The sequence below is a fragment of the Rhodococcus sp. WAY2 genome (assembly GCF_009859915.1).
GTDB lineage: Bacteria > Actinomycetota > Actinomycetes > Mycobacteriales > Mycobacteriaceae > Rhodococcus_F > Rhodococcus_F oxybenzonivorans.
In genome coordinates, this window is record NZ_CP046572.1 from 665325 (window position 1) to 689031 (window position 23707).

The 23707-nt window shown below is 66.0% G+C and carries 23 protein-coding genes and 1 tRNA gene; 16 read left to right on the plus strand and 8 right to left on the minus strand.

The window, feature by feature from the left end; translation table 11 throughout:
* Window positions 1-71 precede the first annotated feature (71 nt).
* From GFS60_RS03180 to GFS60_RS03190, 3 genes are all read left to right on the plus strand, one after another.
* The gene (locus GFS60_RS03180; protein WP_159918953.1) at window positions 72-1337 is read left to right on the plus strand and encodes an aspartate kinase; all 1266 of its coding nucleotides are present in this window, start codon (window positions 72-74) and stop codon (window positions 1335-1337) included.
* 3 nt (window positions 1338-1340) lie between these two features.
* Complete coding sequence (locus tag GFS60_RS03185; protein WP_159918954.1) at window positions 1341-2372, plus strand: aspartate-semialdehyde dehydrogenase; 1032 nt, start codon at window positions 1341-1343, stop codon at window positions 2370-2372.
* Between the two features lie 98 nt (window positions 2373-2470).
* On the plus strand, window positions 2471-3136 hold the full coding sequence (locus GFS60_RS03190; protein ID WP_159918955.1) for a GAP family protein: 666 nt from the start codon (window positions 2471-2473) through the stop codon (window positions 3134-3136).
* Here the strand turns inward: GFS60_RS03190 and GFS60_RS03195 are convergent.
* The gene (locus tag GFS60_RS03195) at window positions 3083-3988 is read right to left on the minus strand and encodes a hypothetical protein (RefSeq protein WP_159926833.1); all 906 of its coding nucleotides are present in this window, start codon (window positions 3986-3988) and stop codon (window positions 3083-3085) included. The genes GFS60_RS03190 and GFS60_RS03195 overlap by 54 nt on opposite strands.
* 86 nt (window positions 3989-4074) lie before the next feature.
* Window positions 4075-5013, minus strand: coding sequence for a formylglycine-generating enzyme family protein (locus GFS60_RS03200; protein ID WP_159918956.1), 939 nt, complete (start codon window positions 5011-5013; stop codon window positions 4075-4077).
* Between the two features lie 138 nt (window positions 5014-5151).
* Between GFS60_RS03200 and GFS60_RS03205 the strand changes: the two genes are divergently transcribed.
* From GFS60_RS03205 to GFS60_RS03245, 9 genes are all read left to right on the plus strand, one after another.
* Window positions 5152-6936 (plus strand): multicopper oxidase family protein, encoded by a 1785-nt coding sequence (locus GFS60_RS03205; RefSeq protein WP_159918957.1) that lies wholly within the window; start codon window positions 5152-5154, stop codon window positions 6934-6936.
* Window positions 6937-7109: 173 nt separating this feature from the next.
* Window positions 7110-7634 carry a TetR/AcrR family transcriptional regulator gene (locus GFS60_RS03210; RefSeq protein ID WP_159926835.1) on the plus strand — a complete coding sequence of 175 codons (525 nt, stop codon included), beginning with the start codon at window positions 7110-7112 and terminating at the stop codon, window positions 7632-7634.
* Window positions 7631-9121 (plus strand): flavin-containing monooxygenase, encoded by a 1491-nt coding sequence (locus GFS60_RS03215; RefSeq protein ID WP_159918958.1) that lies wholly within the window; start codon window positions 7631-7633, stop codon window positions 9119-9121. Before GFS60_RS03210 ends, GFS60_RS03215 begins: the two co-directional genes overlap by 4 nt.
* The gene (locus GFS60_RS03220; RefSeq protein ID WP_159918959.1) at window positions 9118-10830 is read left to right on the plus strand and encodes a GMC family oxidoreductase; all 1713 of its coding nucleotides are present in this window, start codon (window positions 9118-9120) and stop codon (window positions 10828-10830) included. Before GFS60_RS03215 ends, GFS60_RS03220 begins: the two co-directional genes overlap by 4 nt.
* Window positions 10814-11488, plus strand: coding sequence for a hypothetical protein (locus GFS60_RS03225; protein ID WP_159918960.1), 675 nt, complete (start codon window positions 10814-10816; stop codon window positions 11486-11488). Before GFS60_RS03220 ends, GFS60_RS03225 begins: the two co-directional genes overlap by 17 nt.
* 48 nt (window positions 11489-11536) lie before the next feature.
* Window positions 11537-11977, plus strand: a complete 441-nt coding sequence (locus tag GFS60_RS03230; RefSeq protein ID WP_159918961.1) for a Fur family transcriptional regulator — start codon at window positions 11537-11539, stop codon at window positions 11975-11977.
* Window positions 11978-12026: 49 nt separating this feature from the next.
* On the plus strand, window positions 12027-13496 hold the full coding sequence (locus GFS60_RS03235) for a catalase (RefSeq protein WP_159918962.1): 1470 nt from the start codon (window positions 12027-12029) through the stop codon (window positions 13494-13496).
* 64 nt (window positions 13497-13560) lie between these two features.
* Window positions 13561-14034 carry a Dps family protein gene (locus GFS60_RS03240; protein ID WP_159918963.1) on the plus strand — a complete coding sequence of 158 codons (474 nt, stop codon included), beginning with the start codon at window positions 13561-13563 and terminating at the stop codon, window positions 14032-14034.
* Between the two features lie 156 nt (window positions 14035-14190).
* Window positions 14191-14994 (plus strand): metal-dependent hydrolase, encoded by an 804-nt coding sequence (locus tag GFS60_RS03245; protein ID WP_109326338.1) that lies wholly within the window; start codon window positions 14191-14193, stop codon window positions 14992-14994.
* A gap of 6 nt (window positions 14995-15000) precedes the next feature.
* On the opposite strand, the gene GFS60_RS03250 is transcribed toward GFS60_RS03245, so the two are convergent.
* From GFS60_RS03250 to GFS60_RS03260, 3 genes are all read right to left on the minus strand, one after another.
* Window positions 15001-16008: an ABC transporter substrate-binding protein gene (locus GFS60_RS03250; protein WP_159918964.1), complete on the minus strand. Its 1008-nt coding sequence runs from the start codon at window positions 16006-16008 to the stop codon at window positions 15001-15003.
* Window positions 16009-16128: 120 nt separating this feature from the next.
* A tRNA-Pro gene (locus tag GFS60_RS03255) sits at window positions 16129-16202 on the minus strand.
* Window positions 16203-16256: 54 nt separating this feature from the next.
* The gene (locus GFS60_RS03260; protein WP_159918965.1) at window positions 16257-17228 is read right to left on the minus strand and encodes a metallophosphoesterase; all 972 of its coding nucleotides are present in this window, start codon (window positions 17226-17228) and stop codon (window positions 16257-16259) included.
* Window positions 17229-17340: 112 nt separating this feature from the next.
* On the opposite strand from GFS60_RS03260, the gene GFS60_RS03265 reads away from it, so the two are divergent.
* Window positions 17341-17808 (plus strand): GatB/YqeY domain-containing protein, encoded by a 468-nt coding sequence (locus GFS60_RS03265; protein ID WP_159918966.1) that lies wholly within the window; start codon window positions 17341-17343, stop codon window positions 17806-17808.
* Window positions 17809-17856: 48 nt separating this feature from the next.
* Here GFS60_RS03265 and GFS60_RS03270 read toward each other — a convergent pair whose 3' ends face one another.
* Entirely contained in the window at window positions 17857-20202 is a 2346-nt protein-coding gene (locus tag GFS60_RS03270; RefSeq protein WP_159926837.1) for a penicillin-binding protein, read from the minus strand.
* A 258-nt stretch (window positions 20203-20460) separates the two neighbouring features.
* On the opposite strand from GFS60_RS03270, the gene GFS60_RS03275 reads away from it, so the two are divergent.
* Entirely contained in the window at window positions 20461-20784 is a 324-nt protein-coding gene (locus tag GFS60_RS03275; RefSeq protein ID WP_005248496.1) for a WhiB family transcriptional regulator, read from the plus strand.
* Window positions 20785-20853: 69 nt separating this feature from the next.
* On the opposite strand, the gene GFS60_RS03280 is transcribed toward GFS60_RS03275, so the two are convergent.
* Window positions 20854-21993, minus strand: coding sequence for an ArsA family ATPase (locus tag GFS60_RS03280; RefSeq protein WP_159918967.1), 1140 nt, complete (start codon window positions 21991-21993; stop codon window positions 20854-20856).
* Window positions 21990-23006, minus strand: coding sequence for an ArsA-related P-loop ATPase (locus GFS60_RS03285; RefSeq protein WP_159918968.1), 1017 nt, complete (start codon window positions 23004-23006; stop codon window positions 21990-21992). Before GFS60_RS03285 ends, GFS60_RS03280 begins: the two co-directional genes overlap by 4 nt.
* A gap of 54 nt (window positions 23007-23060) precedes the next feature.
* On the opposite strand from GFS60_RS03285, the gene GFS60_RS03290 reads away from it, so the two are divergent.
* Complete coding sequence (locus GFS60_RS03290) at window positions 23061-23225, plus strand: DUF4177 domain-containing protein (RefSeq protein WP_159918969.1); 165 nt, start codon at window positions 23061-23063, stop codon at window positions 23223-23225.
* 4 nt (window positions 23226-23229) lie between these two features.
* A complete protein-coding gene (locus GFS60_RS03295) occupies window positions 23230-23706 on the plus strand; it encodes a RidA family protein (RefSeq protein ID WP_159918970.1) in 477 nt (158 codons plus the stop codon).
* The last annotated feature ends 1 nt before the right edge of the window (window position 23707 follow it).

Here is a 23707-nt window from a genome sequence, read left to right on the forward strand (position 1 = left end):
TCACATTGGACTGCGCCGGTAAGCTCGACAGCTGGACCAGTACAGATTCTTCGACCTGGAGGTAGAAACGCGTGGCTCTCGTCGTCCAGAAGTACGGCGGATCCTCGGTGGCAACCGCCGAGCGAATCCGACGAGTGGCTGAACGGATCGTCGAGACCAAGAAGGCCGGCAACGATGTCGTCGTCGTGGTTTCAGCGATGGGGGACACCACCGATGAGCTGCTCGATCTGGCTCAGCAGGTGTGCCCAGCCCCACCCGCCCGCGAAATGGACATGCTGCTGACCTCCGGTGAGCGCATCTCCAACTCTCTCGTCGCGATGGCGATCCATTCGCTCGGTGCCGAAGCCCGTTCGTTCACGGGCTCGCAGGCAGGTGTCATCACCACCGGTGCGCACGGTAACGCCAAAATCATCGACGTCACACCCGGTCGCGTTCGCGACGCGCTCGACGAGGGTTCGATCGTCCTCGTCGCCGGATTCCAGGGCGTCAGCCAGGACAGCAAGGATGTGACGACGCTCGGGCGCGGCGGTTCCGACACCACCGCTGTGGCTCTCGCGGCTGCCTTGAAAGCGGACGTCTGCGAGATCTACACCGACGTCGACGGCATCTTCAGCGCGGACCCGCGCATCGTTCCCGACGCGCAGCGTCTCGAGACGGTGTCGTTCGAGGAGATGCTCGAACTCGCGGCGTGCGGCGCAAAGGTGCTGATGCTGCGCTGCGTCGAGTACGCCCGCCGTTACAACGTGCCTGTGCACGTCCGCTCGTCATACACGACCAAGCCGGGCACCATCGTGTCCGGATCGATGGAGGACATCCCCGTGGAAGAAGCAATTCTCACCGGAGTCGCGCACGACCGCAGCGAGTCCAAGGTCACCGTCGTCGGCCTCCCCGATACCCCGGGTTACGCCGCGCAGATCTTCCGGGCGGTCGCCGACGCGGAGATCAACATCGACATGGTGCTGCAGAACATTTCCAAGGTCGAGACCGGGAAGACGGACATCACGTTCACCCTGCCGACGGCCGACGGGCCGCGCGCCGTCGAGAAGCTGTCCAAGCTGCAGGGCGAGATCGGTTTCACCCAGATCGTCTTCGACGATCACATCGGCAAGGTGTCGCTCGTCGGAGCCGGCATGAAGAGCCACCCCGGCGTCACCGCCACCTTCTGTGAGGCGCTCGCCGAGGCCGGGATCAATATCGACCTCATCTCCACGTCCGAAATTCGCATCTCGGTGCTCGTCAAGGACACCGATCTGGACAAGGCTGTGAAGGCGATCCACGACGCATTCGAACTCGGCGGCGACGAAGAAGCTGTCGTGCACGCAGGAACGGGACGGTAAATCATGACCACCATCGCTGTCGTCGGTGCCACCGGTCAGGTCGGCATCGTCATGCGTACTCTCCTCGAGGAACGAAACTTTCCGGCGGACACGGTGCGGTTCTTCGCGTCGGCGCGGTCGGCGGGCAAGAAGCTGCCGTTCCGTGGTGAGGAAATCGTCGTCGAAGATGCGTCCGCCACCTCCGACGAGGACTTGAAGGGCATCGACATCGCCCTCTTCTCGGCCGGTGCGACGCTCTCTCGCGAGCAGGCCCCACGGTTCGCCGCTGCCGGCGCCGTCGTGGTCGACAACTCGTCCGCGTTCCGGAAGGACCCCGACGTTCCCCTGGTCGTCAGCGAGGTCAACCCGGAGCAGGCGAAGAACCCGCCGAAGGGCATCATCGCCAACCCCAACTGCACCACGATGGCCGCGATGCCGGTCCTGAAGGTGCTGCACGACGAGGCCGGACTGCAGCGACTCATCGTGTCCAGTTACCAGGCGGTGTCGGGCAGCGGTATCGCCGGCGTCGAGGAACTGGTGAGCCAGGCGCGCGCCGTCATCGACAATGCGGAGAAGCTGGTCCACGACGGCAGCGCCGTCGACTTCCCCGCCCCGAACAAGTACGTCGCGCCCATCGCGTTCAACGTGCTCCCGCTCGCCGGCTCTCTCGTCGACGACGGCAGCGGTGAGACGGACGAGGATCAGAAGCTCCGCAACGAGAGCCGCAAAATCCTCGGCCTGCCCGACCTCCTGGTGTCGGGTACGTGTGTCCGCGTCCCCGTCGTCACCGGGCATTCGCTGTCGATCAACGCCGAGTTCGAGCGTCCGCTGTCGGTGAAACGCGCGCAGGAGATCCTGTCGAAGGCTCCCGGGGTGCAGCTCGTCGACGTGCCCACCCCGCTGCAGGCCGCGGGCAGCGATCCGTCACTGGTCGGGCGCATCCGCCAGGATCCGGGTGTCCCCGAGGGCCGCGGTCTGGCGCTGTTCGTGTCGGGCGACAACCTGCGTAAGGGTGCCGCGCTCAACACCATTCAGATCGCCGAACTGCTGGTGTGATCTCCCCACGTGAGTGGCAGGGCACGCTCTGCCCCTCACGTGCGATTCACCCGGCACGTGCGAGGCGCACACGAGTTCACCGACCCTAGGGTCCGGACATGGGCTCAGTTCTCGGAGAAATGCTCCCGCTCGCAGTCGGTGTCGCCATTTCACCGATCCCGATCATCGCGGTCATCCTGATGTTGTTGTCGAAGCGCGCCGGCGGTGCGAGTGCGGGCTTCGGTGTGGGGTGGCTCGCCGGAATCCTTGTGGCTACCGGCATCGTCGTGCTCTTCGCCGGCGGTATCGACACCACCGACTCCGACGGTCCGTCGGCGACCACGTCATGGATCAAGATCGTCCTCGGCGTGCTCCTGCTCGTGCTCGCCGGACGGCAGTGGAGAAGTCGCAATGCCGACGCGGAACAACCGAAGTGGATGCGGGCAATCGATGACCTGAACATCGTCAAGTCGATCGGACTCGGATTCGTCCTGGCGGCAATCAATCCGAAGAACCTTCTGCTGTGTGTCTCCGCGGGCGTGGTGATCGGCTCGTCCGGTGTGAGTGGCGGTGAGCAGGCGATCGCGCTGGCGGTGTTCACCGTGCTGGCCGGGTCGACGGTGATCGTTCCCGTGGTCGCCTACGCAGTCGCCGCCGACAAGATGCGCGGCGCCCTCGACAACCTGAAGGTCTGGCTGCAGGCCAACAACGCCGCGGTGATGAGCGTGCTGCTACTGGTGATGGGTGCCGTCGTTCTCGGGAAGGGACTCGGCGGAGCGTTCTGACGCGACCGCGTCCGGCCCGCGGAGGTACCGACCGATGTAGGCCTCGTCCAGCGCAACCGCCTTGGTGATCACCGCTGCCCCCACGATGACGACGGACATCACGAAGAGCCAGCTGATCGCGGTGAACACCAGGCCGAGTGGCCCGAACTGGTGCTGTGCCGAGGCGGTGATCCGGGGGAGAAGGATACGTCCGCCGACGTGGAGAGTGGTCAGTGCTGCGGCGGTCAACGCCCCGGTGGCCCAGAGCACGCGGCCCTCGAGGGTGCCCATCGTCAGCAGGTACGGGCTGAGAGTCCAGACGGCCATCCACACCGCGAACTCCCCGGCGACTGCGAGCGGTGGCCCGATGAACCGGACGCTCGTGAGCTCACTCGCCAGGCCGATCGCTGTACTCGACAACGCAACGGCGAACAGGACCACCAGCCACCGCCAGGCGTCCCGGAGGTTGATCGACGGGACGTTCCAGATCTTCCCGTAGATCCGGGCGAGGGCCCGGGCAAACGACGTGCCGCTGATCGCGATCATCAGCAGGCCGACCACCCCGAAGGCCGCGAACGACGGGTCCGTGGTGTCCACGGTGCCGGACGTGGAGGACAACTCCGCGGGGTCGAAACCGAACTGGGTCTTGATGGTGCGGGCGGTCAGGTGCCAACTGCTCAACGTCGAGGCCGCAATCATCACGGGGAGCACCGACGTGAAGATCCGCGCGGCAAGTGTCATCGACCGGTCGACGAGTTCGATCTCGATCAGCCCGTCTATGACCCGTCGAACCGTGCGGCCCGGAGGAGTGCCCTGCATCCAGCCGTTGGCCGATTCGGTCCGCGCCGCGAGAGCTTCCCGAGCCAGCATCACTGACAACTTGGTCGACCGCACCTTACTTACTCAACCGCAGTGAACGCGGTCTGTCTTCATCCCCGTCAGGTGAGTCCGGCCCGCGTTCACTCGCGGACGACGCATCGGAAACCGATGTGGCAGGTCGACGTCTCTTCGGTGTCGCCTTGCCGAGCCGACGGCCGGTAACGGAGGCAGTAATTCGGTGCGCAGAGGTGTGAACCCCCCTTGATCACTCGCCGCGCATAGGGTTCGCAGGGGTTCTCGGCGCGCGCGGTGTCGACGCGCGGGTTGGTCGGAATGCAGCAGGAACTGGTCGGCGCGACATTTTTCCCGCTCGCGGAATGATCAGCGGTGAAGTGGTCGGTGGTCCACTCCCACACGTTGCCGGCCATGTCGCTGAGCTCGTATCCGTTGGGCCGGAAGTGACCCACCGGCGACGTGCGGGCGAAGCCGTCCGCGAGCAGGTTCTCCCAGGGGAACCGGCCCTGCCAGACATTTCCGCCGGGCCTGCCACCCGGCTCGTGCTCGTCACCCCACACGAACGGTTGCCGGTCCAGTCCGCCCCGCGCCGCGAATTCCCACTCCGCTTCCGTCGGCAGATCTTTGCCTGCCCACTCCGCGTACGCGCGGGCATCGAACCACGACACATGGGTGACGGGATGGCGTTCACGTCCGCCGACGTTGCTGCCCGGACCCTCCGGATGACGCCAGTCCGCTCCCGGCGTGAACGACCACCAGCGGGTGTAGTCGTCGAGCGGCACCGGTCCCGGTGTCGGGGTGAACACGAGGGAGCCGGGGACCAGCAACGACGGGTCCGCGTCCGGGTACTGCGTGGGGTCGGGCGCGACCTCGGCGGTGGTGACGTGACCGGTGTCTTTCACGAACCGCCGGAACTCGGCGACGGTTACCGGGTGCGAGTCCATCCAGAACCCGTCGACCGTCACCTGGTGGACCGGGCGCTCCTCGGGATAGAAGTCCTCCGATCCCATCCAGAACGTGCCACCCGGAATCCATGCCATGTTCTTCGGTACCGCTCGAGTCATGAGGCCAGCGTGGCATGGTCGGCGCGCGGGTGCGACAGGATCCCCGGTGCCGAAACCGGGCTGAGGGGTACCCCACTCGAGGTACCGTCGGCTTTCCGAGTCGCAACAGGATATTCATCGTGCAGGGGGCGCCGGCGAATGGATGGACGAATTCCGCGCAGGTCGTTCGTTCGTGGACTGGCACTGACGGCCGGGCTTGGCGCCGTAGGGGTCGGCTCGGCAAGCGCCTTCCCCTTCGGTATCGACCCACTGCGGCCCTTCGTTTTCCGGTCACCGCCACTCGAACCGTTTCGGGACCCACTTCCCCTGCTGCCGACACTCGGTGGCACTTCCGTCGAGGTGCACGCGAGCAGCACGATGCACACGTTCCACTCCGACCTTCCCGCCTCCCCGGCGCTCGCGTACGGCGGTGTCGACTACCTGGGACCGACGATCGAGGCCCGGGTCGGCGAACGGACATCGCTCGTCTACCACAACGACATCGCGAGTAATCCCCTCGCCGCCGATGTGGACACCAGACTGCACGGCGTGACCGAAGCGGACCGCACCGACGTGGCGACCGCGCTGCACCTGCACGGGGGGTCCAATCCGCCCGAGTTCGACGGGCACCCCGAGCACACGCTGCGGCGCGGGCAAGGGCTGGTGTACGAGTTCCCGAATCAGCAGGATGCGTGCACACTCTGGTATCACGACCACGCGATGGGGGTCACCCGGCTCAACATTTTCGCTGGACTGGCCGGTCTGTACCTGCTCCGCGACGAGTTCGACACCGGTGCAGCGGGCAATCCGCTCAGGCTGCCCGCCGACGAGTTCGAGGTTCCGCTGATTCTGCAGGACAAGAATTTCACGGATGACGGCAGGCAGAGCGTTCGCTCCAACCCGCTGAACCCGCAGGGCAGCTGGGAAGCGGCGACCCCCGGCGACACCGGCGTGGTGAACGGCAAGGTGTGGCCGGAGATGGCCGTGGCGCGCGGGCTGTACCGCCTGCGCATGGTGAACGCCGCCTCGTTCAGCGTGTGGAACCTCTTCTTCGACAATCGAATGCGGTTCTGGGTCATCGGCGCCGAAGGCGGATTGTTCGACGCCCCGGTCCCCGTCGACCATGTTCGCCTCGGACCGGGTGAGCGCGCCGACCTGCTCGTCGACTTCGGTGCTCTGGCGCCCGGCACGACCGTCGAGCTGCGCAACGACGAAGCGATTCCCGACCAGGTGGCGCAGCGCGGGGTCCTACCCATGCCGCGTTTCTGCCGTTTCCGCGTGGGAGCTGCGGCGGGGTTCACCGGCCCGGTGCCGCAGACCCTGCGCGGCGGCCGCCGGCAACCGCCGCTGCTGGCGCCGGTCGCGCAACCTCAGATTGTCCGCAACGTCTCGGTACTGCAGATCGGCCAGGGCCTCGGGCAACCGTCACCGCTGATGTCGCTCAACAACCTGCGCTACACCACCGACGACATCGAAATGCCGCGCCAGGGCGCGGTCGAACAGTGGAACATCGTCAATGCCACCCCGGAGCCGCACCCGATCCATCTGCATCTGGTGAGGTTCCGCGTACTCGGGCGGCAGGCGGTCGATACGGCCGCATTGATGTCGGCGTCGCCGCTCCCCGCGGTCGGGACACGGTGGACGCCGTCTCCGGATCCGTTCACCCGGGGACCGGTGCTGTCGCCGCAGCCTTGGGAGTCCGGTTTCAAGGACACCGTGATCGCCGACGCCAATTCCGTCACCCGTGTGGTCGTGCGGTTTCCGACAGCCGAGGAACTGGGTTTCGATCCCGACGCGACCTTCGGCATGTCGGCCCATGCCACGGATCACTCGGGTGGACACACCGGGCAGGCACCCCAACCTCTGCGGGGCTACGTCTGGCACTGCCACATGCTCGATCACGAGGACCACGACATGATGCTGAAGTACCGCCTCGTCCCGTGAGTACTTCTTAACCTCCCGTTGTTGACAAGCACTCACAGGCGCTTGCGCAATTTAAAAGCAGTTTGGACTGTTTTGATTTTTCGGCCTACAGTGCAGATGTGACCAGTGCAGATGTGACCTCCGACATAGCAGTCGCCAAACCGACCCGCACCCAGGCCGAGCGCACCGCCGCGATGCGCACACGATTGCTCGAGGCCGCGGTCGACTCGCTGGTCGAGCTCGGCTACGCGGGCACCACCACCCAGGGCATCGCCCGCCGGGCGGGTGTGTCGCGGGGAGCCCAGCTACACCATTTCCCAACCAAGGAGTCGCTGGTGGTGGCGGCAGTGGAGTACCTCGTCGACAAGCGGATGGCGGAGATTCTCGCCGCCGAGGTGGACACCGACCGTGGCATCGACGTGCTGGCCGACGCCTTCTCCGGCCCGTTGTTCTATGCGGCACTCGAGTTGTGGGTGGCCGCCCGCACCGACTCCGCGTTGTTCGAGGCGATGGTTCCGCTGGAGCGGAAGGTCACCGAGGCCCTGCGACACGGGTCTGCGGAGGTGTTCGGCGATCGGTACGACGCCGACACCATCGAGCTCGGTATCGAATTGGTTCGCGGTCTCGCGGTGTCGGCATTGTTCCGGACACCCGAGGCTGATCGCTCACTACGCGCGCGGCTGCTGCCGGCGTGGGAATCGAAGGTGAAGAAGTCGTGAGTCTTCCGCAACATGTACACACGCTGGTCGTGGGAGCCGGTTTCGCAGGAATGGGTCTCGCGGCGCGGATCCTGCGGTCCCGTCCGGAGGCCGACGTCCTGATCATCGAGCGCGGCCACGATGTCGGTGGGACCTGGCGCGACAACACCTACCCGGGGTGTGCGTGCGATGTCCCGACGTCGCTGTACTCGTTCTCCTTCGCGCCCAGCGCCGACTGGAGTCACACCTTCGCCCGGCAACCGGAGATCTACCGGTACCTGAAGAAGGTCGCGGCCGACACCGGCATCCTGTCCCGGGTCGTGACCGACTGCGCCTTGGAGCAGGCAGACTGGGACGACGACAAGGCGGTGTGGCATGTGCGCACGAGCCGTGGTTCGTTGACCGCCGATGTGGTGGTGGCGGCCACCGGTGCCCTGTCGACCCCGAGCATCCCGGATATGCCGGGACTCGACACGTTCGGCGGCACCACCTTTCACTCCGCGACGTGGAATCACGATCACGACCTCACCGGTGAGCGGGTGGCCGTCATCGGCACGGGTGCCTCGGCGGTGCAGTTCGTTCCGGAAATCGCGCCCCGCGCGAAGCATGTGACGGTCTTTCAGCGCACGCCGGCGTGGGTCATCCCGCGGCTCGACCGAGTGCTCTCCGATCCCGAAAAGCGTCTGTATCGGCGAATGCCTCTGGTGCAGAAGGCTGTCCGTGGTTCTGTCTACAGTTTCCGGGAAGCGCTCGGCGGAGTCCTGGCCCATGCCACCGGACTGCTGCCGTTGTTCGAAATGGTGGCCAAGGCACATCTGCGTCGGCAGGTGCGCGACCCGGAACTGCGACGGAAGCTCACCCCCGATTTCACTATCGGCTGCAAGCGGATGCTGTTGTCGAACGACTGGTTGCGGACGCTCGACCGGCCGGACGTCACGCTCGTCGACGCAGGCCTGGCGGGTATCACCGAGGATGGTGTGGTCGACGCGGTCGGCAACGAACGCAAGGTCGACACCATCATCTTCGCCACCGGTTTCACTCCTACGGAACCTCCTGTCGCGCATGCGCTCCGGGGCACCGACGGGCACACGCTGGCCGAGCACTGGAAGGGCAGTCCGCACGCCTACAAGGGGACCACGGTCGCCGGATTCCCCAACCTCTTCCTGATGTACGGACCCAACACCAACCTTGGGCACAGCTCCATCGTCTACATGCTCGAATCGCAGTCTGCGTACATCACCGATGCGCTCGATGCCATGCGCAACAACGACATCGCGGCATTCGAGGTCGCAGAGGAGGCGCAGCGACGGTACAACACGCGGATTCAATCGGGCTTGCAGAGCACCGTCTGGAACAAGGGTGGTTGTTCGAGCTGGTACTACGATGCGGAGGGCCGTAACTCGGTGCAGTGGCCGACGTTCACCTTCAGATTCCGCTCGCAACTTCAGCGCTTCGACAGGGAGAATTACGTGGCGCGCCGGAAGTCGGAGAAGGAGGCCGTCGCGTGACCCACTACGACGTGGTGGTGGTCGGCTCAGGTTTCGGCGGCAGTGTGGCTGCGCTGCGGCTCACCGAGAAGGGCTACAAGGTCGGAGTGCTGGAGGCGGGACGGCGTTTCGCCGACGACGAAATGCCCGAGACCAGCTGGAGATTGCGACGCTATCTGTGGGCTCCGTGGATGGGTTGCTATGGCATGCAACGTATCCATCTACTTCCCGATGTGCTCGTGATGGCGGGTGCCGGTGTCGGCGGTGGATCGCTCAATTACGCCAACACCTTGTATCAGCCGCCCCGGCGCTTCTTCGAGGACAAGCAGTGGGCGCACATCACCGACTGGCAGTCGGAGTTGGCGCCGTATTACGAGCAGGCCAAGAGGATGCTGGGCGTGCGGACCAACCCGCTGTTCACCCCGGCCGACGCGATCATGCGCGAGGTGGCGGAAGAGATGGGGGTCGGTGAGACGTTCACATCCACGCCGGTCGGTGTCTTCTTCGGCGAGCCCGGAGTCGCGGTCGCGGACCCGTACTTCGGTGGCAAGGGGCCTGATCGGGCCGGCTGCACCGAGTGCGGTGGCTGCATGACCGGGTGCCGCGTGGGCGCCAAGAACACGCTGGTCAAAAACTACCTGTACCTGGCGGAACAGGCCGGTGCGCAGATCCATCCGCTCACCACGGTGAAGGAACTACGTCCACGTCAGGGCGGCGGATACGAGGTGCGAACTCGTCGAACGAACGGTATCCGTAAGCGGGAGAGCACCTTCACCGCAGACCAGGTGGTCGTGGCTGCCGGCACGTACGGAACCGCCCGGCTGCTACTCGCGATGAAGGAGGCCGGAACCTTGGCGCGGTTGTCGCCGCGGCTCGGAACGGTCGTCCGGACCAATTCGGAGGCCGTACTCGCGGCCACCGCGAAGAACCGGAGCACGGACTTCACGCGCGGCATCGCCATCACGTCCTCGTTCCATCCCGACGACCACACCCACATCGAACCTGTCCGATACGGCAAGGGCAGCAATGCGATCGGGCTGCTGCAGACGGTCCTCAGTGATGGCGGCGGCCGGACACCTCGACTTCTGAAGACCGTCGGTGTCGCACTCCGCCGACCCGACGCATTCCTGCGCAGTCTGTCGGTGCGGCACTGGTCCGAGCGGACGGTCATTGCGCTGGTGATGCAGACCGACGACAATTCGTTGGAACTCACCAAGGGGCGGGGACGCTTCGGGCGTGCGGTCACCAGTCGGCCCGGTCCCGGCGCTCCGCCGCCGGAGTGGATACCTCAGGGGCATACGGCCATCCGCAAGGTCGCCGACAAGATCGACGGTGACCCCGGTGGCTCGCTGGGCGACGTGGTGAACATCCCGATGACCGCCCATTTCCTGGGTGGCTGCGCGATCGGCGACTCGCCCGACACCGGAGTTGTCGACCCGTACCTGCGGGCCTACGGGCACGCCGGACTCCACGTGGCGGACGGATCCGTGGTCAGCGCGAACCTGGGCGTCAATCCGTCGCTCACCATCACGGCGCAAGCGGAGCGGGCATTCGCGTTGTGGCCGAACAAGGGAGAGCTGGACCCCAGACCTGATCCGGGCGAGCCATACGTACGTATCGACCCGACGCCGCCGCGCTTCCCGGTGGTACCGGCCGACGCGCCGGGAGCCCTACGACTTCCCCTCACTGTGACGACCCGAAAGGAGGCCGTCGATGTGGAGCGTGCCTGAATCGACCACCGACCGCACCGAATGGCCCGAGAGTGCGCCGCCGCCGTGGCCTGCCGGGGTGCGTGCAACGCTGTGGTGGCATCGCGCGACCGCCGCCGCCCGTGAACTCGGACCCGAGGGTGCGGTGCTGCCGGTGACCCTCGCCATGATGGTCGACTACCTCGACTCGCCCGTCGGGCCGTATCGCGAGATCCTGGCCAGCCCGGTGCTGCGGGCGCCCGGGCGTCGCAGCGGTCCCTTGCCGCGCATGGCCGTGCCGTTCATCGCGGTCGACTCGGAACCGTCCGTCCACGGCGGACGCGTGCACTGGAGCCTGCCCAAGGTCCTCGCCGCGTTCGACGGCGACGTCCACGGTTTGTTCGAGGCGTCAGCCGGGCCGTCCGCGTCGTCATCGGAAGGCCAGTGGCGTGTGTCGACCACGGCGCACCCGCGCGGTCCGCGGCTGCCGATCGCGGGCGCCTTGGGGTTCGCCCAGCCCGCAGAGTCGGGCGGACGCCTGGTGGCGGCGTCGGCCCGGCTGCGCGGGCACTTCCGGTATGCCCGTGTGAGCGTTCGGGCAGAGGGTCCCACTCTGGCCGACTGGCTGGTGGCCGGAACTCATCATGGTGTCGTGATCACAGATGGCCGTATGACCACCGGGCCTGCAGAGCTGCGCTGAGCAATCGCTTTTCTTGACTAATTCCAAAAAAGGGCCATACTGGAACACATGCGACACGACCACGATCCCCGAGCGCAATTGCGTGACGTGGGCCTCCGTGTCACTGCACCCCGGGTGGCGGTGTTGAATGCGGTTGCCGCGCAGCCGCATTCCGACGTCGACGACATCGCTGCCGTGGTGCGCGACCAGCTGGGTTCGGTGTCCACGCAAGCCGTGTACGACGTGCTGAAAGCGTGTACGGCCGCCGGTCTCCTTCGCCGTATCGAACCCGCGGGGTCACCCGCACGGTTCGAGACACGAACCGGAGACAATCACCACCACCTCGTGTGTCGATCGTGCGGCACCGTTGCAGACGTCGATTGCGCCGTCGGTGAGGCGCCGTGCCTTGAGCCGTCGCAGTCGCACGGTTTCCAGATCGACGAGGCCGAAGTCGTCTTCTGGGGTCTGTGCGAACAGTGCCGGCCCGGGCCGACGGCATCCCAGTCCTGACCCGTCTTCATCTACCACCCTCACAATGAAGCACTCTGGAGGCTTTGCCATGCCTGAAACACAGCGCGCTACCACCACCAACGCCGGAATTCCTGTCGTCAGCGACAACGAATCGCTCACCGCGGGACCGCAGGGCCCCATCCTTCTGCACGACCACTACCTCGTCGAAAAGCTCGCCCAGTTCAACCGCGAGCGTGTCCCGGAGCGGGTGGTCCATGCCAAGGGCGGCGGTGCCTTCGGTGAGCTGGTCGTCACGCACGACGTGAGTCGGTACGCAAAGGCCAAGCTCTTCCAGCCGGGAGCGAAGACCGAGTCGCTCGTGCGCTTCTCCACGGTGGCGGGCGAGCAGGGCAGTCCCGACACGTGGCGTGACCCCCGCGGATTCGCGGTGAAGTTCTACACCGAGGACGGCAACTACGATCTCGTCGGCAACAACACGCCGGTCTTCTTCATCAAGGACCCCATCAAGTTCCCCGACTTCATCCACTCGCAGAAGCGCCTGCCGGGTTCCGGCCTGCGCGACCACAACATGCAGTGGGACTTCTGGACCCTGCGGCCCGAGTCGGCACACCAGGTCACCTGGCTGATGGGTGATCGCGGGATTCCGAAGACGTGGCGTCACATGGACGGATTCGGCTCCCACACCTATCAGTGGGTGAACGCCGAGGGTGAGCGGTTCTGGGTGAAGTACCACTTCAAGACCGACCAGGGCATCGAATTCCTCACCCAAGCGGAGGCCGACGAGCTGGCCGGCACGTCGCCCGACCACCACCGCGCCGACCTGTACGACTCGATCACCCGCGGCGAGTTCCCCAGCTGGACGCTGAAAGTGCAGGTCATGCCGGTCGCCGAGGCGGAGGGTTACCGATTCAACCCGTTCGATCTCACCAAGGTGTGGTCCCAGAAGGACTACCCGCTGATCGAGGTCGGCAAGTGGACTCTGAACCGCAACCCCGACAACTTCTTCGCGCAGATCGAGCAGGCCTCGTTCGAGCCGTCGAATGTGGTTCCGGGGATCGGCTTCTCGCCCGACAAGATGCTGCTCGGGCGTGTCTTCTCCTACGCCGACGCACACAGGTACCGGATCGGCGCGAACTACGCCCAATTGCCGGTCAACGCACCGAAGAACCAGGTCAACTCCTACTCGCAGGACGGGGCGATGCGGTACGCGACCAACTCGCCGGAAACGCCGGTGTACGCGCCCAACTCGTACGGCGGTCCCCACGCGGACGCGTCCCTCGCCGGGGACGAGGGCCTGTGGGCCTTCGACGGAGAGTCGGTGCGCGCCGGCTACATCCAGCACTCCGAGGACGGCGACTTCACCCAGGCCGGCACGCTCGTACGTGAGGTTCTCAGCGACGACGAACGCGAGCGCTTGGTGAACAACATCGTCGGGCACGCGCTCGATGGCGTCAGCGAGCCGGTTCTGCTGCGCGTCTTCGAGTACTGGAAGAATGTCGACGCCGACCTCGGCAAGCGCGTGGAAATCGGTGTCCGCGAAGGACAGAACAAGGCCTGAGGCGCACCACCGGCGTCGGTGTCGATGCGCCCGCAACGAAACACGACCACTGAGGAAATACATCATGACTAATCCCATTACCAGCACGTTGGATCCCGCTCAGCAGAAGACCGCCGGCGACGCACTACAGGCCACCGTCGTGGATCTGATCGACCTCACCCTCATCGCCAAACAGGCGCACTGGAATGTGATCGGCCAGAACTTCCGATCGGTGCATCTCGCGCTCGACGAGCTCGTGAGCGCGGCCCGCGACTTCACCGACGAGGCGGCGGAACGCGCGACCGCGATCGGCGTCAGTCCCGACGGCCGCGCAGCCACGGTCGCACGGGATTCCGGGGCCAAGGGCATCGGCGAAGGGTGGACCAAGGATGCGGAGATCACCGCGTCGATCGTCGGTAACCTCGCCGCCCTGATCGACCGACTCCGTGAGCGTATCGCGGCCACCGAAACGGCCGACCCGGTGACGCAGGACCTGCTGATCTCCATCACCGCGCGGCTCGAGCAGTTGCATTGGATGTGGCAGGCGCAGGGCGTCTGAGCACTTCGGGTCCGGACGTACTTCGTCGCCGCCGACGGTGCCGGAGTACGTCCGGCGTGTGACTGGAGTGTCGGATGGTGTTGCTAGGTTGAGCGGTGTCAGGACACCGGCTCGGATGACCGTGTCCCGGGTCGGGTTCGAAAGGTGCGTTCTTCCATGGTGATGGGTCCCACCCACGCAATGTCCGGTGCTGCCGTCGGTTTGGCGACGGCAGATCTGCTCCCGCTGGAATGGGGTGGGCCTACCTCGACGGCCGAGACGTTCACGTTCGCGGCCGTATGCGCAGGCGCGGCGTTGCTACCCGACCTCGATACCAGCCAGTCGACCGTTTCGCGGTCCTTCGGCCCCGTGAGCAGCATTGCTGCCAAGGGCGTCGACGCGGTGTCGCTCGGCTTCTACACGGTGACCAAGGGCAAACGAGACGGTAAGCGCCGCGGCGGGCACCGCACGCTCACGCACACAGCATTGTTCGCCGCCGGGCTCGGAGCAGGCGTGTCGGCGCTCGTAGTGCAGTTCGGCAAGCCGGCCATCATCGCCACGCTGTTTCTCTGTCTGGGGCTGGCACTCCGCGGCCTCGCCGGTGAGTTCGCCAAAGAAAAAGGCTGGCTCGCCGTTTCGGCCGTGGCCGCGGTGCTGTCGGCGCTCACCTGGCAGTCATATCCCACGGAGGCCGGTTCCACCGGGCTCGGAGTCGCGGTGGCGCTCGGCTGCGCCACCCACTGCCTCGGCGATGCCATCACCAAGGAAGGCGTGCCCTTCCTCGCCCCGTTCCTGCCGCTGGGCAGAGAGCGGTGGTGGGAGTTCCGCCTGCCGTCCTTCCTCTCCATCCGGGCGGGCGGGCCCTTCGAGAAACTCGTTCTCGGGCCCGCCCTCACCATCGCCGTCGGGCTGATGATGATCTGGGCAGTCGACGGTGCACCGGAGGCGATCTACGACGCGTTTATGCCCGTAACCCAGTAGGACGCGTCAGGCGGCGAGCATCTTCTCGAGGTCGTCGAGTACCAGCATGGCACCGGTGGGACCGAGGGCCAGGAACCAAGTTTCGTCGCTGACGTGCACGGCGTGGCCGTCCTTGACCGCCTGAAGCTGGTTCCACAGCGGTCCACCGACCACAGCGGACTCGTCGGTCGTCTCGGGTGCGCCATAGCTGGAGTAGAAGATTCGGTCACCATCGGCCTGCGAGATGGTCTCCTGGCTGACCTCGACCGCGAGTTCGTCGACGTCCTGCACCTGCGGGCGGGGCAGCCCCACATCCTCGAGAATGACGCCGATGAATGACAGGTTGCCGTACAGCCGGATCTTGCCGGACATGAAGCGCACCAACGAAATCGTGGGCTCGCCGGTGATCGCGTCCCGGACCTCCCCGGCCCGGGTCTGATATGCGTTGAGCACCTCTTCGGCCTTCGCTTCCTCACCGAGCGCGTCGGCGGCCAGGAGGAAGTTCTCCTTCCACGGGAAGCCGGGACGGATGCTGAACACGGTCGGTGCAATCGAGGAGAGCTGCGGGTAGAGCTTGTCGGCCCGCAGCTTGCTGCCGAGGATCAGATCGGGCTGCAATGCGGTGATCGCTTCGATGTTCAGGTTGTTGGTCGTTCCCACGTCGGGCACACCCGCCAGCTTGTCGGCAAGATACGACGGCTGACCCGCCGCGCTCTCCGGACTCGCCAATCCCACGGGCGTGATTCCCAGCGACAGGACGTCGTCGAGTTCGCCGCCGTCGAGGACGACGACCCGTTCCGGCTTCTTCTCGATGACCGTCTCGCCCAATGCGTGCGTGACGGTGCGCGGGAAAGCGCCGGGTTCGGCATCACTGCCCAGTTTGGCGGTCTCCTCGTCGGCGGTGGCGAACAGCCGTCCGCCCGTCGCGACGTCGGTGTTGCCGGAACTGGACCCGGCGTCGGTGGTGCCGCAGGCGGCGAGAAAGACGGTGGCCAGGGCGACGAGCCCGGCCTTCAGGGGAGACCTCGTAGACATGAGGGCAGGCTAGCCTACCGACCTGGCGGCGGGCGTCCGGGAGTCGTTGGGCCCGGGTGCGGGGAAAGAGAAAGACCCCCTCCGCCTGAGCGGAAGGGGTCTCACATCAATCCCACACTGTCGGGGTGGCGGGATTTGAACCCACGACCTCTTCGTCCCGAACGAAGCGCGCTACCAAGCTGCGCCACACCCCGTGTCGAACCTCGGCTAGCTTACAGCACAGAGTCAGCCGCGATTAAATCCGCAGTTCAGCGGCGTATAACCGAGCTTTCCGACGGCTGCGTCCGACCTTCGCCCGCACCGCTGTCCGAGCCACCACGCTTGGCTGGTACCAACGTCAGCAGCGTCGCCTCGGGGCGGCAGCAGAAGCGTGCCGGAGCCCACGGCGACGTGCCGATTCCAGCGGACACGTGCAATCGGGTGTGGGCACCCCACTTCGACGGACCCTTGACCCGAGAACGGTCGATCTGGCAATTGGTGACCAGTGCCCCGTAGAACGGCAGGCACAGCTGACCGCCGTGGGTGTGGCCCGCCAGCACTAGGTCGTACCCGTCGTCCGCGAACCGGTCGAGCACCCGCGGTTCGGGGGAGTGGGTGAGGCCCAGACGTAGATCCGCTAACGGATTCGGCGGCCCGGCGATGGTGTCGTAACGGTCGCGTTGCAAGTGGGGATCGTCCACCCCGGCCGACGCGATCCGGACCCCCGACACCTCGAGGTCGCGGCGCACATGTGTGACGTCGAACCAGCCCCGCTCGGTGAAGGCAGCGCGGAGATCACCCCACGGCAAGGGGTCACCCAGGACGCGCTTGTGCTCCCTGCTGAAGTACTTCAGCGGGTTCTTCGGCTTGGGCGCGAAGTAGTCGTTGCTGCCGAACACGAACAGGCCCGGGCGCGCGAGCAGATTCCCCAGCGCCTGGACCACTGCGGGGACGGCCCGCTGATGGGACAGATTGTCGCCGGTGTTCACCACCAGGTCGGGTTCGAGGTTGTCCAGCTCACGCAGCCAGTTCTGCTTCAGGCGCTGTCCGGGCATCATGTGCAGGTCGCTGATGTGCAGCACCCGCAGCGTGGACGACCCGGGCGCCAGCACCGGCATCGTGACCTCACGGAGCGCAAACGCATTGCGTTCGATGAGGGAGGCGTAGCCGACACCGAGGGCGGCGGCGCCCGCTGTACCCAGCGCGGCACGGGTCAGGGTGGTGCGGAACTCGTTGGACACCCTTTCAGGATACGGGTGCGCGCGATCGAGGTGCAGGGTACAAATTGATGCTCCGCATTCCCGTGCGTGGGACGCGGCATTCCCGTGCGTGCGAGCGCGTAGCGTTTCGGCCATGCCAGATTCACTGAAAGCAAGACTGCGCTCCGACATGACGGCCGCCATGAAGGCGAAGGACTCGCTGCGCACCGCCACTATTCGCATGCTCATGGCCGCCGTGCAGACCGAGGAGGTCTCCGGCAAGGAAGCCCGTGAACTCACCGACGACGAGGTGCTGAAGGTCCTTGCGAAGGAGTCGAAGAAGCGCGGAGAGTCCGCCGAGATCTACACCGAGAACGGCCGCGGGGAACTGGCGGCGCAAGAACGCGCCGAAGCCCAGATCATCGACGAATATCTGCCGACCCCGCTCAACGATGCGGAACTCGTGGACGTCGTGGACACGGCCATCGCTCAGGTGGCGGAGGAGATCGGGGAGCGCCCCGGCATGCGCCAGATGGGTCAGGTCATGAAGGCGGCCACCGCACTCGCCGGCGGCAAGGCCGATGGCTCGAGGTTGTCCCACGCCGTCAAGTCCCGCCTCTGAATCGACGTGCGTGGGAAGTGTGTGTGCGCACTTCCCCCGCACGGATGGTCAGCGCGGTATGGGCGGCAGCTGGATCGGCGGCAGACCGGGCAACTGGATGGGCGGTAGGGGGATGCCCTGGCCGGGTACCTGCTGCGGCGCCGCCCGCACCGATCCGTCGCTGACGTAGATCGTGATGGTCGAACCGGGGATGGCCGATCCGGAGGGCGAGGCGCCCGTCACCGTTCCCTTGGCCGCCTGAGCCTGCGTGGTCACTGCGTTGACGGTGAAGCCTGCTGCCTGCAGCCGCGAGGTGGCGGCCGACTGGCTGAGTCCGACGACATCCGGAACCTGGCCGTTCTGGGATCCCCGCACATATTTCTGGTCGATCGGCGGCAGGGTCGTCGGGCCGAAGTTGTTGACGATCGGGTTGATCGCCGCGTACCACGTGCGGGCCGGTTCGTTACCACCGAAGAGGTTGCCGTCACCGCAGGGGCGTAGCGGGCTCGAGCAGATCTCGCCCGGTGTGGGGGAGTCACCGAACACGTATACGGCTGCCGCGAGGTTGTTCGTGAACCCGAGGAAGCCCGAGGACATGTGCGACTCGGTGGTGCCGGTCTTGCCGGCCATGGGGAGCGTCCAGCCGACGCTGCCCGCCGCGGCCGCCGAGGTGCCACCGGGCTTGTCGTCCTTGCTCATCGCGTTGGTGAGGGTATCGGCCAGTCCTGGCTCGACAACTTGCTCACAGGCCTGCTGGGTCACCGAAACGGGCTTGCCTTCGCGGTCGAACACCGAGTCGATCGGGGTGGGCGGGCACCACTTGCCGTGCGAGGCCAGCGTGGCGGCGACATTCGACAGTTCGAGGGGGTTGATCCAGGTGGGCCCGAGTGTGAACGACCCGAGATTCTGATCCTTCTGGAAATCGGCCATGCTGCGCTCGTCGAAGCCCGAAGTGCCGGGCTGGGCGTAGGAGCGCAGTCCCAGACGCACCGCCATGTCGACGGTCGGGGCAACGCCGGTGGCCTGGATCAACTTCACGAACGCCGTGTTCGGCGACTGCGCCAGCGCATCGGTCACCGACAGTGCCGCCGGATACCGGCCCGCATTCTCGACGCAGTAGGTGGCCGCAGGGCATCCTCGCGCGCCACCGCTACCCATGCCGCGGGCCTCGAATCGACCGGGAACGTCCAGGACGGCACTCGTGCCGAGGCCCTTCTCCATGGCGGCGGCCGTCGTGAAGATCTTGAAGATCGATCCGGCGCCGTGACCGGCCAGTGAGTACGGCTGCGCCTGGACGGTCTCACTGGCGTTGGCGTCGAGTCCGTAGGTGCGGCTACTGCCCATCGCCAGGATCCGATGCGAGTCCTGTCCGGGCTGGACGACGTTCATCACGTTGGCGATGCCGTCGAGATTCGGCCTGGCATTCGCGGTGAGCGCTGCCTTGGTCGACGCCTGCACGGCCGGGTCGAGCGTGGTCTTGATCAGGTAGCCGCCCTTGTCGATCTGCTCGCGACTGATTCCGGCATTGGCCAGATACTGCAGGGCGTAATCGCAGAAGAAGCCGCGATCACCCGCGGCGATGCACCCCCGCGGCAACCGGTTGGGCTCGGGCAGCACCCCGAGCGGAGTCTCCTTGAGGGCCCGGAACTCCGAGGCGCGGTCGGGGATGTTGGCGATCATCGTGTCGAGGACGACGTTGCGGCGCTCGAGCACGCCCTCCGGATTGGTGTACGGGTTGAGCGCCGAGCTCGACTGCACCATGCCCGCGAGCATCGCGGCTTGGCCGGCGTTCAGTTCGGACGCGTCGATGCCGAAGTACGTCTGCGCGGCGTCCTGAATGCCGAACGAGGCGTTGCCGAAGGGGACCAGGTTGAGATACCGGGTGAGGATCTCGTCCTTGGTGAGCTCCTTGTCGAGCGTGAGCGCCATCCGGATCTCCCGGATCTTGCGCGCCGGAGTGGTCTCGATCGCCGCGCGGCGTTCGGCGTCGGTCTTCGCGACGACGAGCAGCTGGTAGTTCTTCACATACTGCTGGTCGAGCGTGGACGCGCCCTGCTGCACCTCACCACTGGTCGTGTTGGTGAGGAACGCGCGCATGGTGCCCTGCCAGTCGACGCCCTTGTGCTCGGGGAATCGGCGGTCCTCGACCGAGACGATCGCGAGTTTCATCTCGTTGGAGATCTTCTCGCTCGGGACTTCGAACCGTCGCTGCTCGTACAGCCAGGCGATGGGGTTGCCCGCGGAGTCGACCATCGTCGAGACGGCCGGCACGGTGCCCTCGACCAATTCGGCGGAGACGTTGTCGACGGTGTCAGCCGCTCGGTTGGACATGAAACCGAAGCCGCCGGCGAGCGGAAACATCACGCCGGCGAGCAGTACACCTGCCAGGGCGGAGGATCCGGCGAGCTTCCCCACTGTTTTTGCAATCGACACGATCTACAGACTACGTGGGCTCCGCGGGTGCCCTGGTTGGGCGCGGATTTCGACGAAGAAACTGCCCTGAGCACGGGGTATGGACGGGCGTACCAAAAAAGCGTCTTCCCCGTCTTGCGCGTTGCGGTTTCTTTACTTAAGTTGTTGGAACAGTGTGATGGAGGTAACACTCTATTGCGAATGTGGTGCAGCTCTTCCGTGATAAGTGCTGGGCTGCGCAGACTCGAAAAGGGGAAACGAATGCATATGACCACCCCAACCAGCCGTCTGGACGTCGAGCAAGCAGAAGCCCGAATCGCCTGGGTTACGCAGGCCCGTTGCCGGGAAGTCGATCCCGATCAACTTTTTGTACGTGGCGCAGCGCAGCGCAAGGCTGCGACGATTTGCCGGCATTGCCCGGTGTTGATGCAGTGTGGAGCCGATGCTCTCGACAATCGGGTCGAGTTCGGGGTGTGGGGCGGCATGACGGAACGTCAGCGTCGGGCGTTGCTCAAGCAGCATCCCGAGGTCGAGTCGTGGTCCGACTTCTTCGAAGCGCAGCGGCAGCACCAGTCCGCCGTCTGACCTCCCGCTTCGGGTGGGCTGACGGAAGAATTTCGCTAGGTGGGTGAGCCGTTTCTCCGGCGGGGCTGATCAGCTCCTGCGGGTGAGCTGATCACCCACCGCTCTCAGCGCCTCGAGATCCGACACCTCGAACGGCAATGAGGGAACGCCGACGATCGGCACCCGAGGGTGGGCGGCCGTGAACCGGCTCAGTAGTTGTACCTCTCGCTTCGCTATCACTGCTCGGTGGGCATGAATCCGCAGGACAGCGGAGGTGAGGGGATCCTGTTCCCCCAGTTGATCGGCGGCTGTGGCCGCGTGATCGGCGGGCAGGGAACTGAGGGTGGGATGCGTCCGATTCAAGACCAGGCCCGCGAGCGGCATGCCGTCGCTCGCGAGCCGGTCCACGAAGAACGCCGCCTCCCGCAGGGCATCCGGCTCGGCCGCTGCGATCACCAGAAAACTGGTGCCGGGCTGTCGGAGCAACTCGTAAGTACGCGTTGCCCTTTCGCGGAAACCACCGAACATGGAGTCGAGTGATTGCACGAAACTCGATGCGTCGGACAGCATCTGACTACCGACGATGGTGGACACGCCGCGTAGCGCCAGGCCCATCGCGCCGGTCACCAGCCGGGTGAGACCGCGTCCGGGCGCGGTCAGCAACCGGATCATGCGACCGTCGAGGAAGGTGCCGAGACGCTGTGGGGCGTCGAGGAAGTCCAGCGCGTTGCGGGACGGCGGGGTGTCGACCACCACGAGATCCCATTCCTTGCTGGACGCGAGCTGGCCCAGCTTCTCCATCGCCATGTACTCCTGCGTTCCCGAGAACGAGGTGGCGACGGTCTGATAGAAGGGATTGGCGAGAATCTGCTGCGCCTTTTCCGGCGTGGAATGCTCGATCACCATCTCGTCGAACGTGCGGCGCATGTTGAGCATCATCGCGTGGAGTTCGCCGGTGGCACCGGGTCCGAGCTGCACCGGCTGCGGCGAGTTGTCGAGTTCCTGGACGCCGAGAGCCTGGGCGAGCCTGCGGGCCGGATCGATGGTCAGCACGACCACCTTCCTTCCGCGTTCCGCCGCCCGCAGCGCCAGCGACGCAGCCGTCGTCGTCTTGCCGACCCCACCGGCTCCGCAGCACACCACGATCCGGGTGGCCGGGCTCTCCAGAATGCCGGCCATGTCGAGGGCGGGAGCGGTTCGACGCCGCTCGTGTTCCATCGTCTGGGTCATCGGACACCCTGTTCCGTCAGAATTTCCGCGAGTTCGTACAACCCGCCCAGGTCCACACCGTCGGCGAGGGAGGGAAGGTGCAGCCGCGCCCCGTCCACTTCGCTGAGCTGTCCGGCACTCTCCTGCTGGGCTTCGAGTACCGAGGCGTGCTCGATGGTCTCGGTCAGCAGTCCGGCAAAGTCCTCGTCGGTCACCGTAATTCCGCTCTTCTCCAGCCCCGCACGAACGGCGTCCGCGTCGATGCGTCCCTTCGCGACCTCGGCCAGGGTCTCGTCCGGAAGGAACTGCGGGCTCGTCCGGTTCACGATGATGGTTCCCAAGCGGAGATCGGCCCGGGCGAGTTCTTCAGCCGCGTCCGCCGTCTCCTGCACAGGCAGTGCCTCGAGCAGTGCGACCAGATGCACCACGGTGTCGTCCGAATGAAGCAGCCGCACCACGCCTTCGCTCTGCGAGCGAACCGGGCCGCCCTTGGCTAGGTCCGCCATAGCCTTGGTGACGTCGAGGAAATTGCTGATGCGACCCGTCGGGGGAGCGTCGACGACCACGGCGTCGTAGACCTGCCGTCCGGACTTGTCGGTGCGCACGACGCATTCCTTGATCTTGCCCGTCAGCAGCACGTCGCGAAGTCCGGGCGCGATGGTGGTGGCAAATTCGATGGCACCGAATCTGCGCATCGCCCTGCCCGCGAAGCCGAGGTTGTAGAACATTTCGAGATACTCGAGGAAGGCGGTCTCGATGTCGATGGCCAGCGCCATCACCTCGCCGCCTCCTTCGGCCGCCGCGACCTTCGTCTCCTGCGGCGGCAGTGGAGGCACGTCGAAGAGCTGGGCGATGCCCTGCCTGCCCTCGACTTCGACCAACAGCACACGACGCCCGCCCTCCGCCAGTGCGAGGGCCAACGCGGCGGCGACCGTGGACTTTCCGGTGCCACCTTTTCCGGACACGAAGTGCAGCCGCGCGCGCGCCGCCTTCTCTGGCCATGTCGGGGTGAACCGCTCTGGGGATGCAACCACGCGTCGAGCCTATAAGTCTGGGAGCCGGGATGTGCGGGGGATAGGCTCACCGGCATGAGTGAATTGACTTCCTGGGAGTACGCCACCGTTCCGCTGCTCACACACGCCACCAAGCAGATCCTCGACCAGTGGGGAACCGACGGCTGGGAACTGGTCACAGTTCTCCCCGGACCCACCGGTGTGCAGCACGTTGCATACCTGAAGCGTCCGAAGGGCTGAGAGCGTGACGGAAACACAGAACTGGTCGGCCCGCCTGACCGAGCTGGGTGTGACGCTGCCGCCCGTCGTGCCACCGGTCGCCGCCTACGTCCCGGCCCTGCGCACCGGCAACTACGTGTACACCTCGGGACAGCTGCCGATCGTCGACGGCAAGCTCACCACCAAGGGCAAGGTCGGCGCCGACGTGTCGGACGACGACGCCAAAGCGGGAGCGCGCACCTGTGCGCTCAATGCGCTGGCGGCAATCGACGCGCTGGTGGGCATCGACTCCGTGGTGCGCATCATCAAGGTCGTCGGCTTCGTCGCGTCCGCCGAGGGATTCACCGGTCAGCCCGGCGTCGTGAACGGCGCATCCGAGTTCTTCGGTGAGATCTTCGGTGAGGCCGGAGCGCACGCCCGGTCCGCTGTCGGTGTCGCGGAACTCCCCCTCGGTGCACCCGTCGAGGTGGAAGTCATCGCCGAAGTGCGGACGGAAGCGTAAA

Excerpts from the sequence above, each read along its gene's own strand:
- GFS60_RS03235 (WP_159918962.1), top strand. The coding sequence starts at position 12,027 with ATGCCTGAAACACAGCGCGCTACCACCACCAACGCCGGAATTCCTGTC.
- GFS60_RS03280 (WP_159918967.1), bottom strand. The coding sequence starts at position 21,993 with ATGACCCAGACGATGGAACACGAGCGGCGTCGAACCGCTCCCGCCCTC.
- GFS60_RS03290 (WP_159918969.1), top strand. The coding sequence starts at position 23,061 with ATGAGTGAATTGACTTCCTGGGAGTACGCCACCGTTCCGCTGCTCACA.
- GFS60_RS03265 (WP_159918966.1), top strand. The coding sequence starts at position 17,341 with ATGCCAGATTCACTGAAAGCAAGACTGCGCTCCGACATGACGGCCGCC.
- GFS60_RS03205 (WP_159918957.1), top strand. The coding sequence starts at position 5,152 with ATGGATGGACGAATTCCGCGCAGGTCGTTCGTTCGTGGACTGGCACTG.
- GFS60_RS03190 (WP_159918955.1), top strand. The coding sequence starts at position 2,471 with ATGGGCTCAGTTCTCGGAGAAATGCTCCCGCTCGCAGTCGGTGTCGCC.
- GFS60_RS03275 (WP_005248496.1), top strand. The coding sequence starts at position 20,461 with ATGCATATGACCACCCCAACCAGCCGTCTGGACGTCGAGCAAGCAGAA.
- GFS60_RS03240 (WP_159918963.1), top strand. The coding sequence starts at position 13,561 with ATGACTAATCCCATTACCAGCACGTTGGATCCCGCTCAGCAGAAGACC.
- GFS60_RS03210 (WP_159926835.1), top strand. The coding sequence starts at position 7,110 with ATGCGCACACGATTGCTCGAGGCCGCGGTCGACTCGCTGGTCGAGCTC.
- GFS60_RS03185 (WP_159918954.1), top strand. The coding sequence starts at position 1,341 with ATGACCACCATCGCTGTCGTCGGTGCCACCGGTCAGGTCGGCATCGTC.
- GFS60_RS03250 (WP_159918964.1), bottom strand. The coding sequence starts at position 16,008 with ATGTCTACGAGGTCTCCCCTGAAGGCCGGGCTCGTCGCCCTGGCCACC.
- GFS60_RS03230 (WP_159918961.1), top strand. The coding sequence starts at position 11,537 with ATGCGACACGACCACGATCCCCGAGCGCAATTGCGTGACGTGGGCCTC.
- GFS60_RS03225 (WP_159918960.1), top strand. The coding sequence starts at position 10,814 with ATGTGGAGCGTGCCTGAATCGACCACCGACCGCACCGAATGGCCCGAG.
- GFS60_RS03200 (WP_159918956.1), bottom strand. The coding sequence starts at position 5,013 with ATGACTCGAGCGGTACCGAAGAACATGGCATGGATTCCGGGTGGCACG.
- GFS60_RS03245 (WP_109326338.1), top strand. The coding sequence starts at position 14,191 with ATGGTGATGGGTCCCACCCACGCAATGTCCGGTGCTGCCGTCGGTTTG.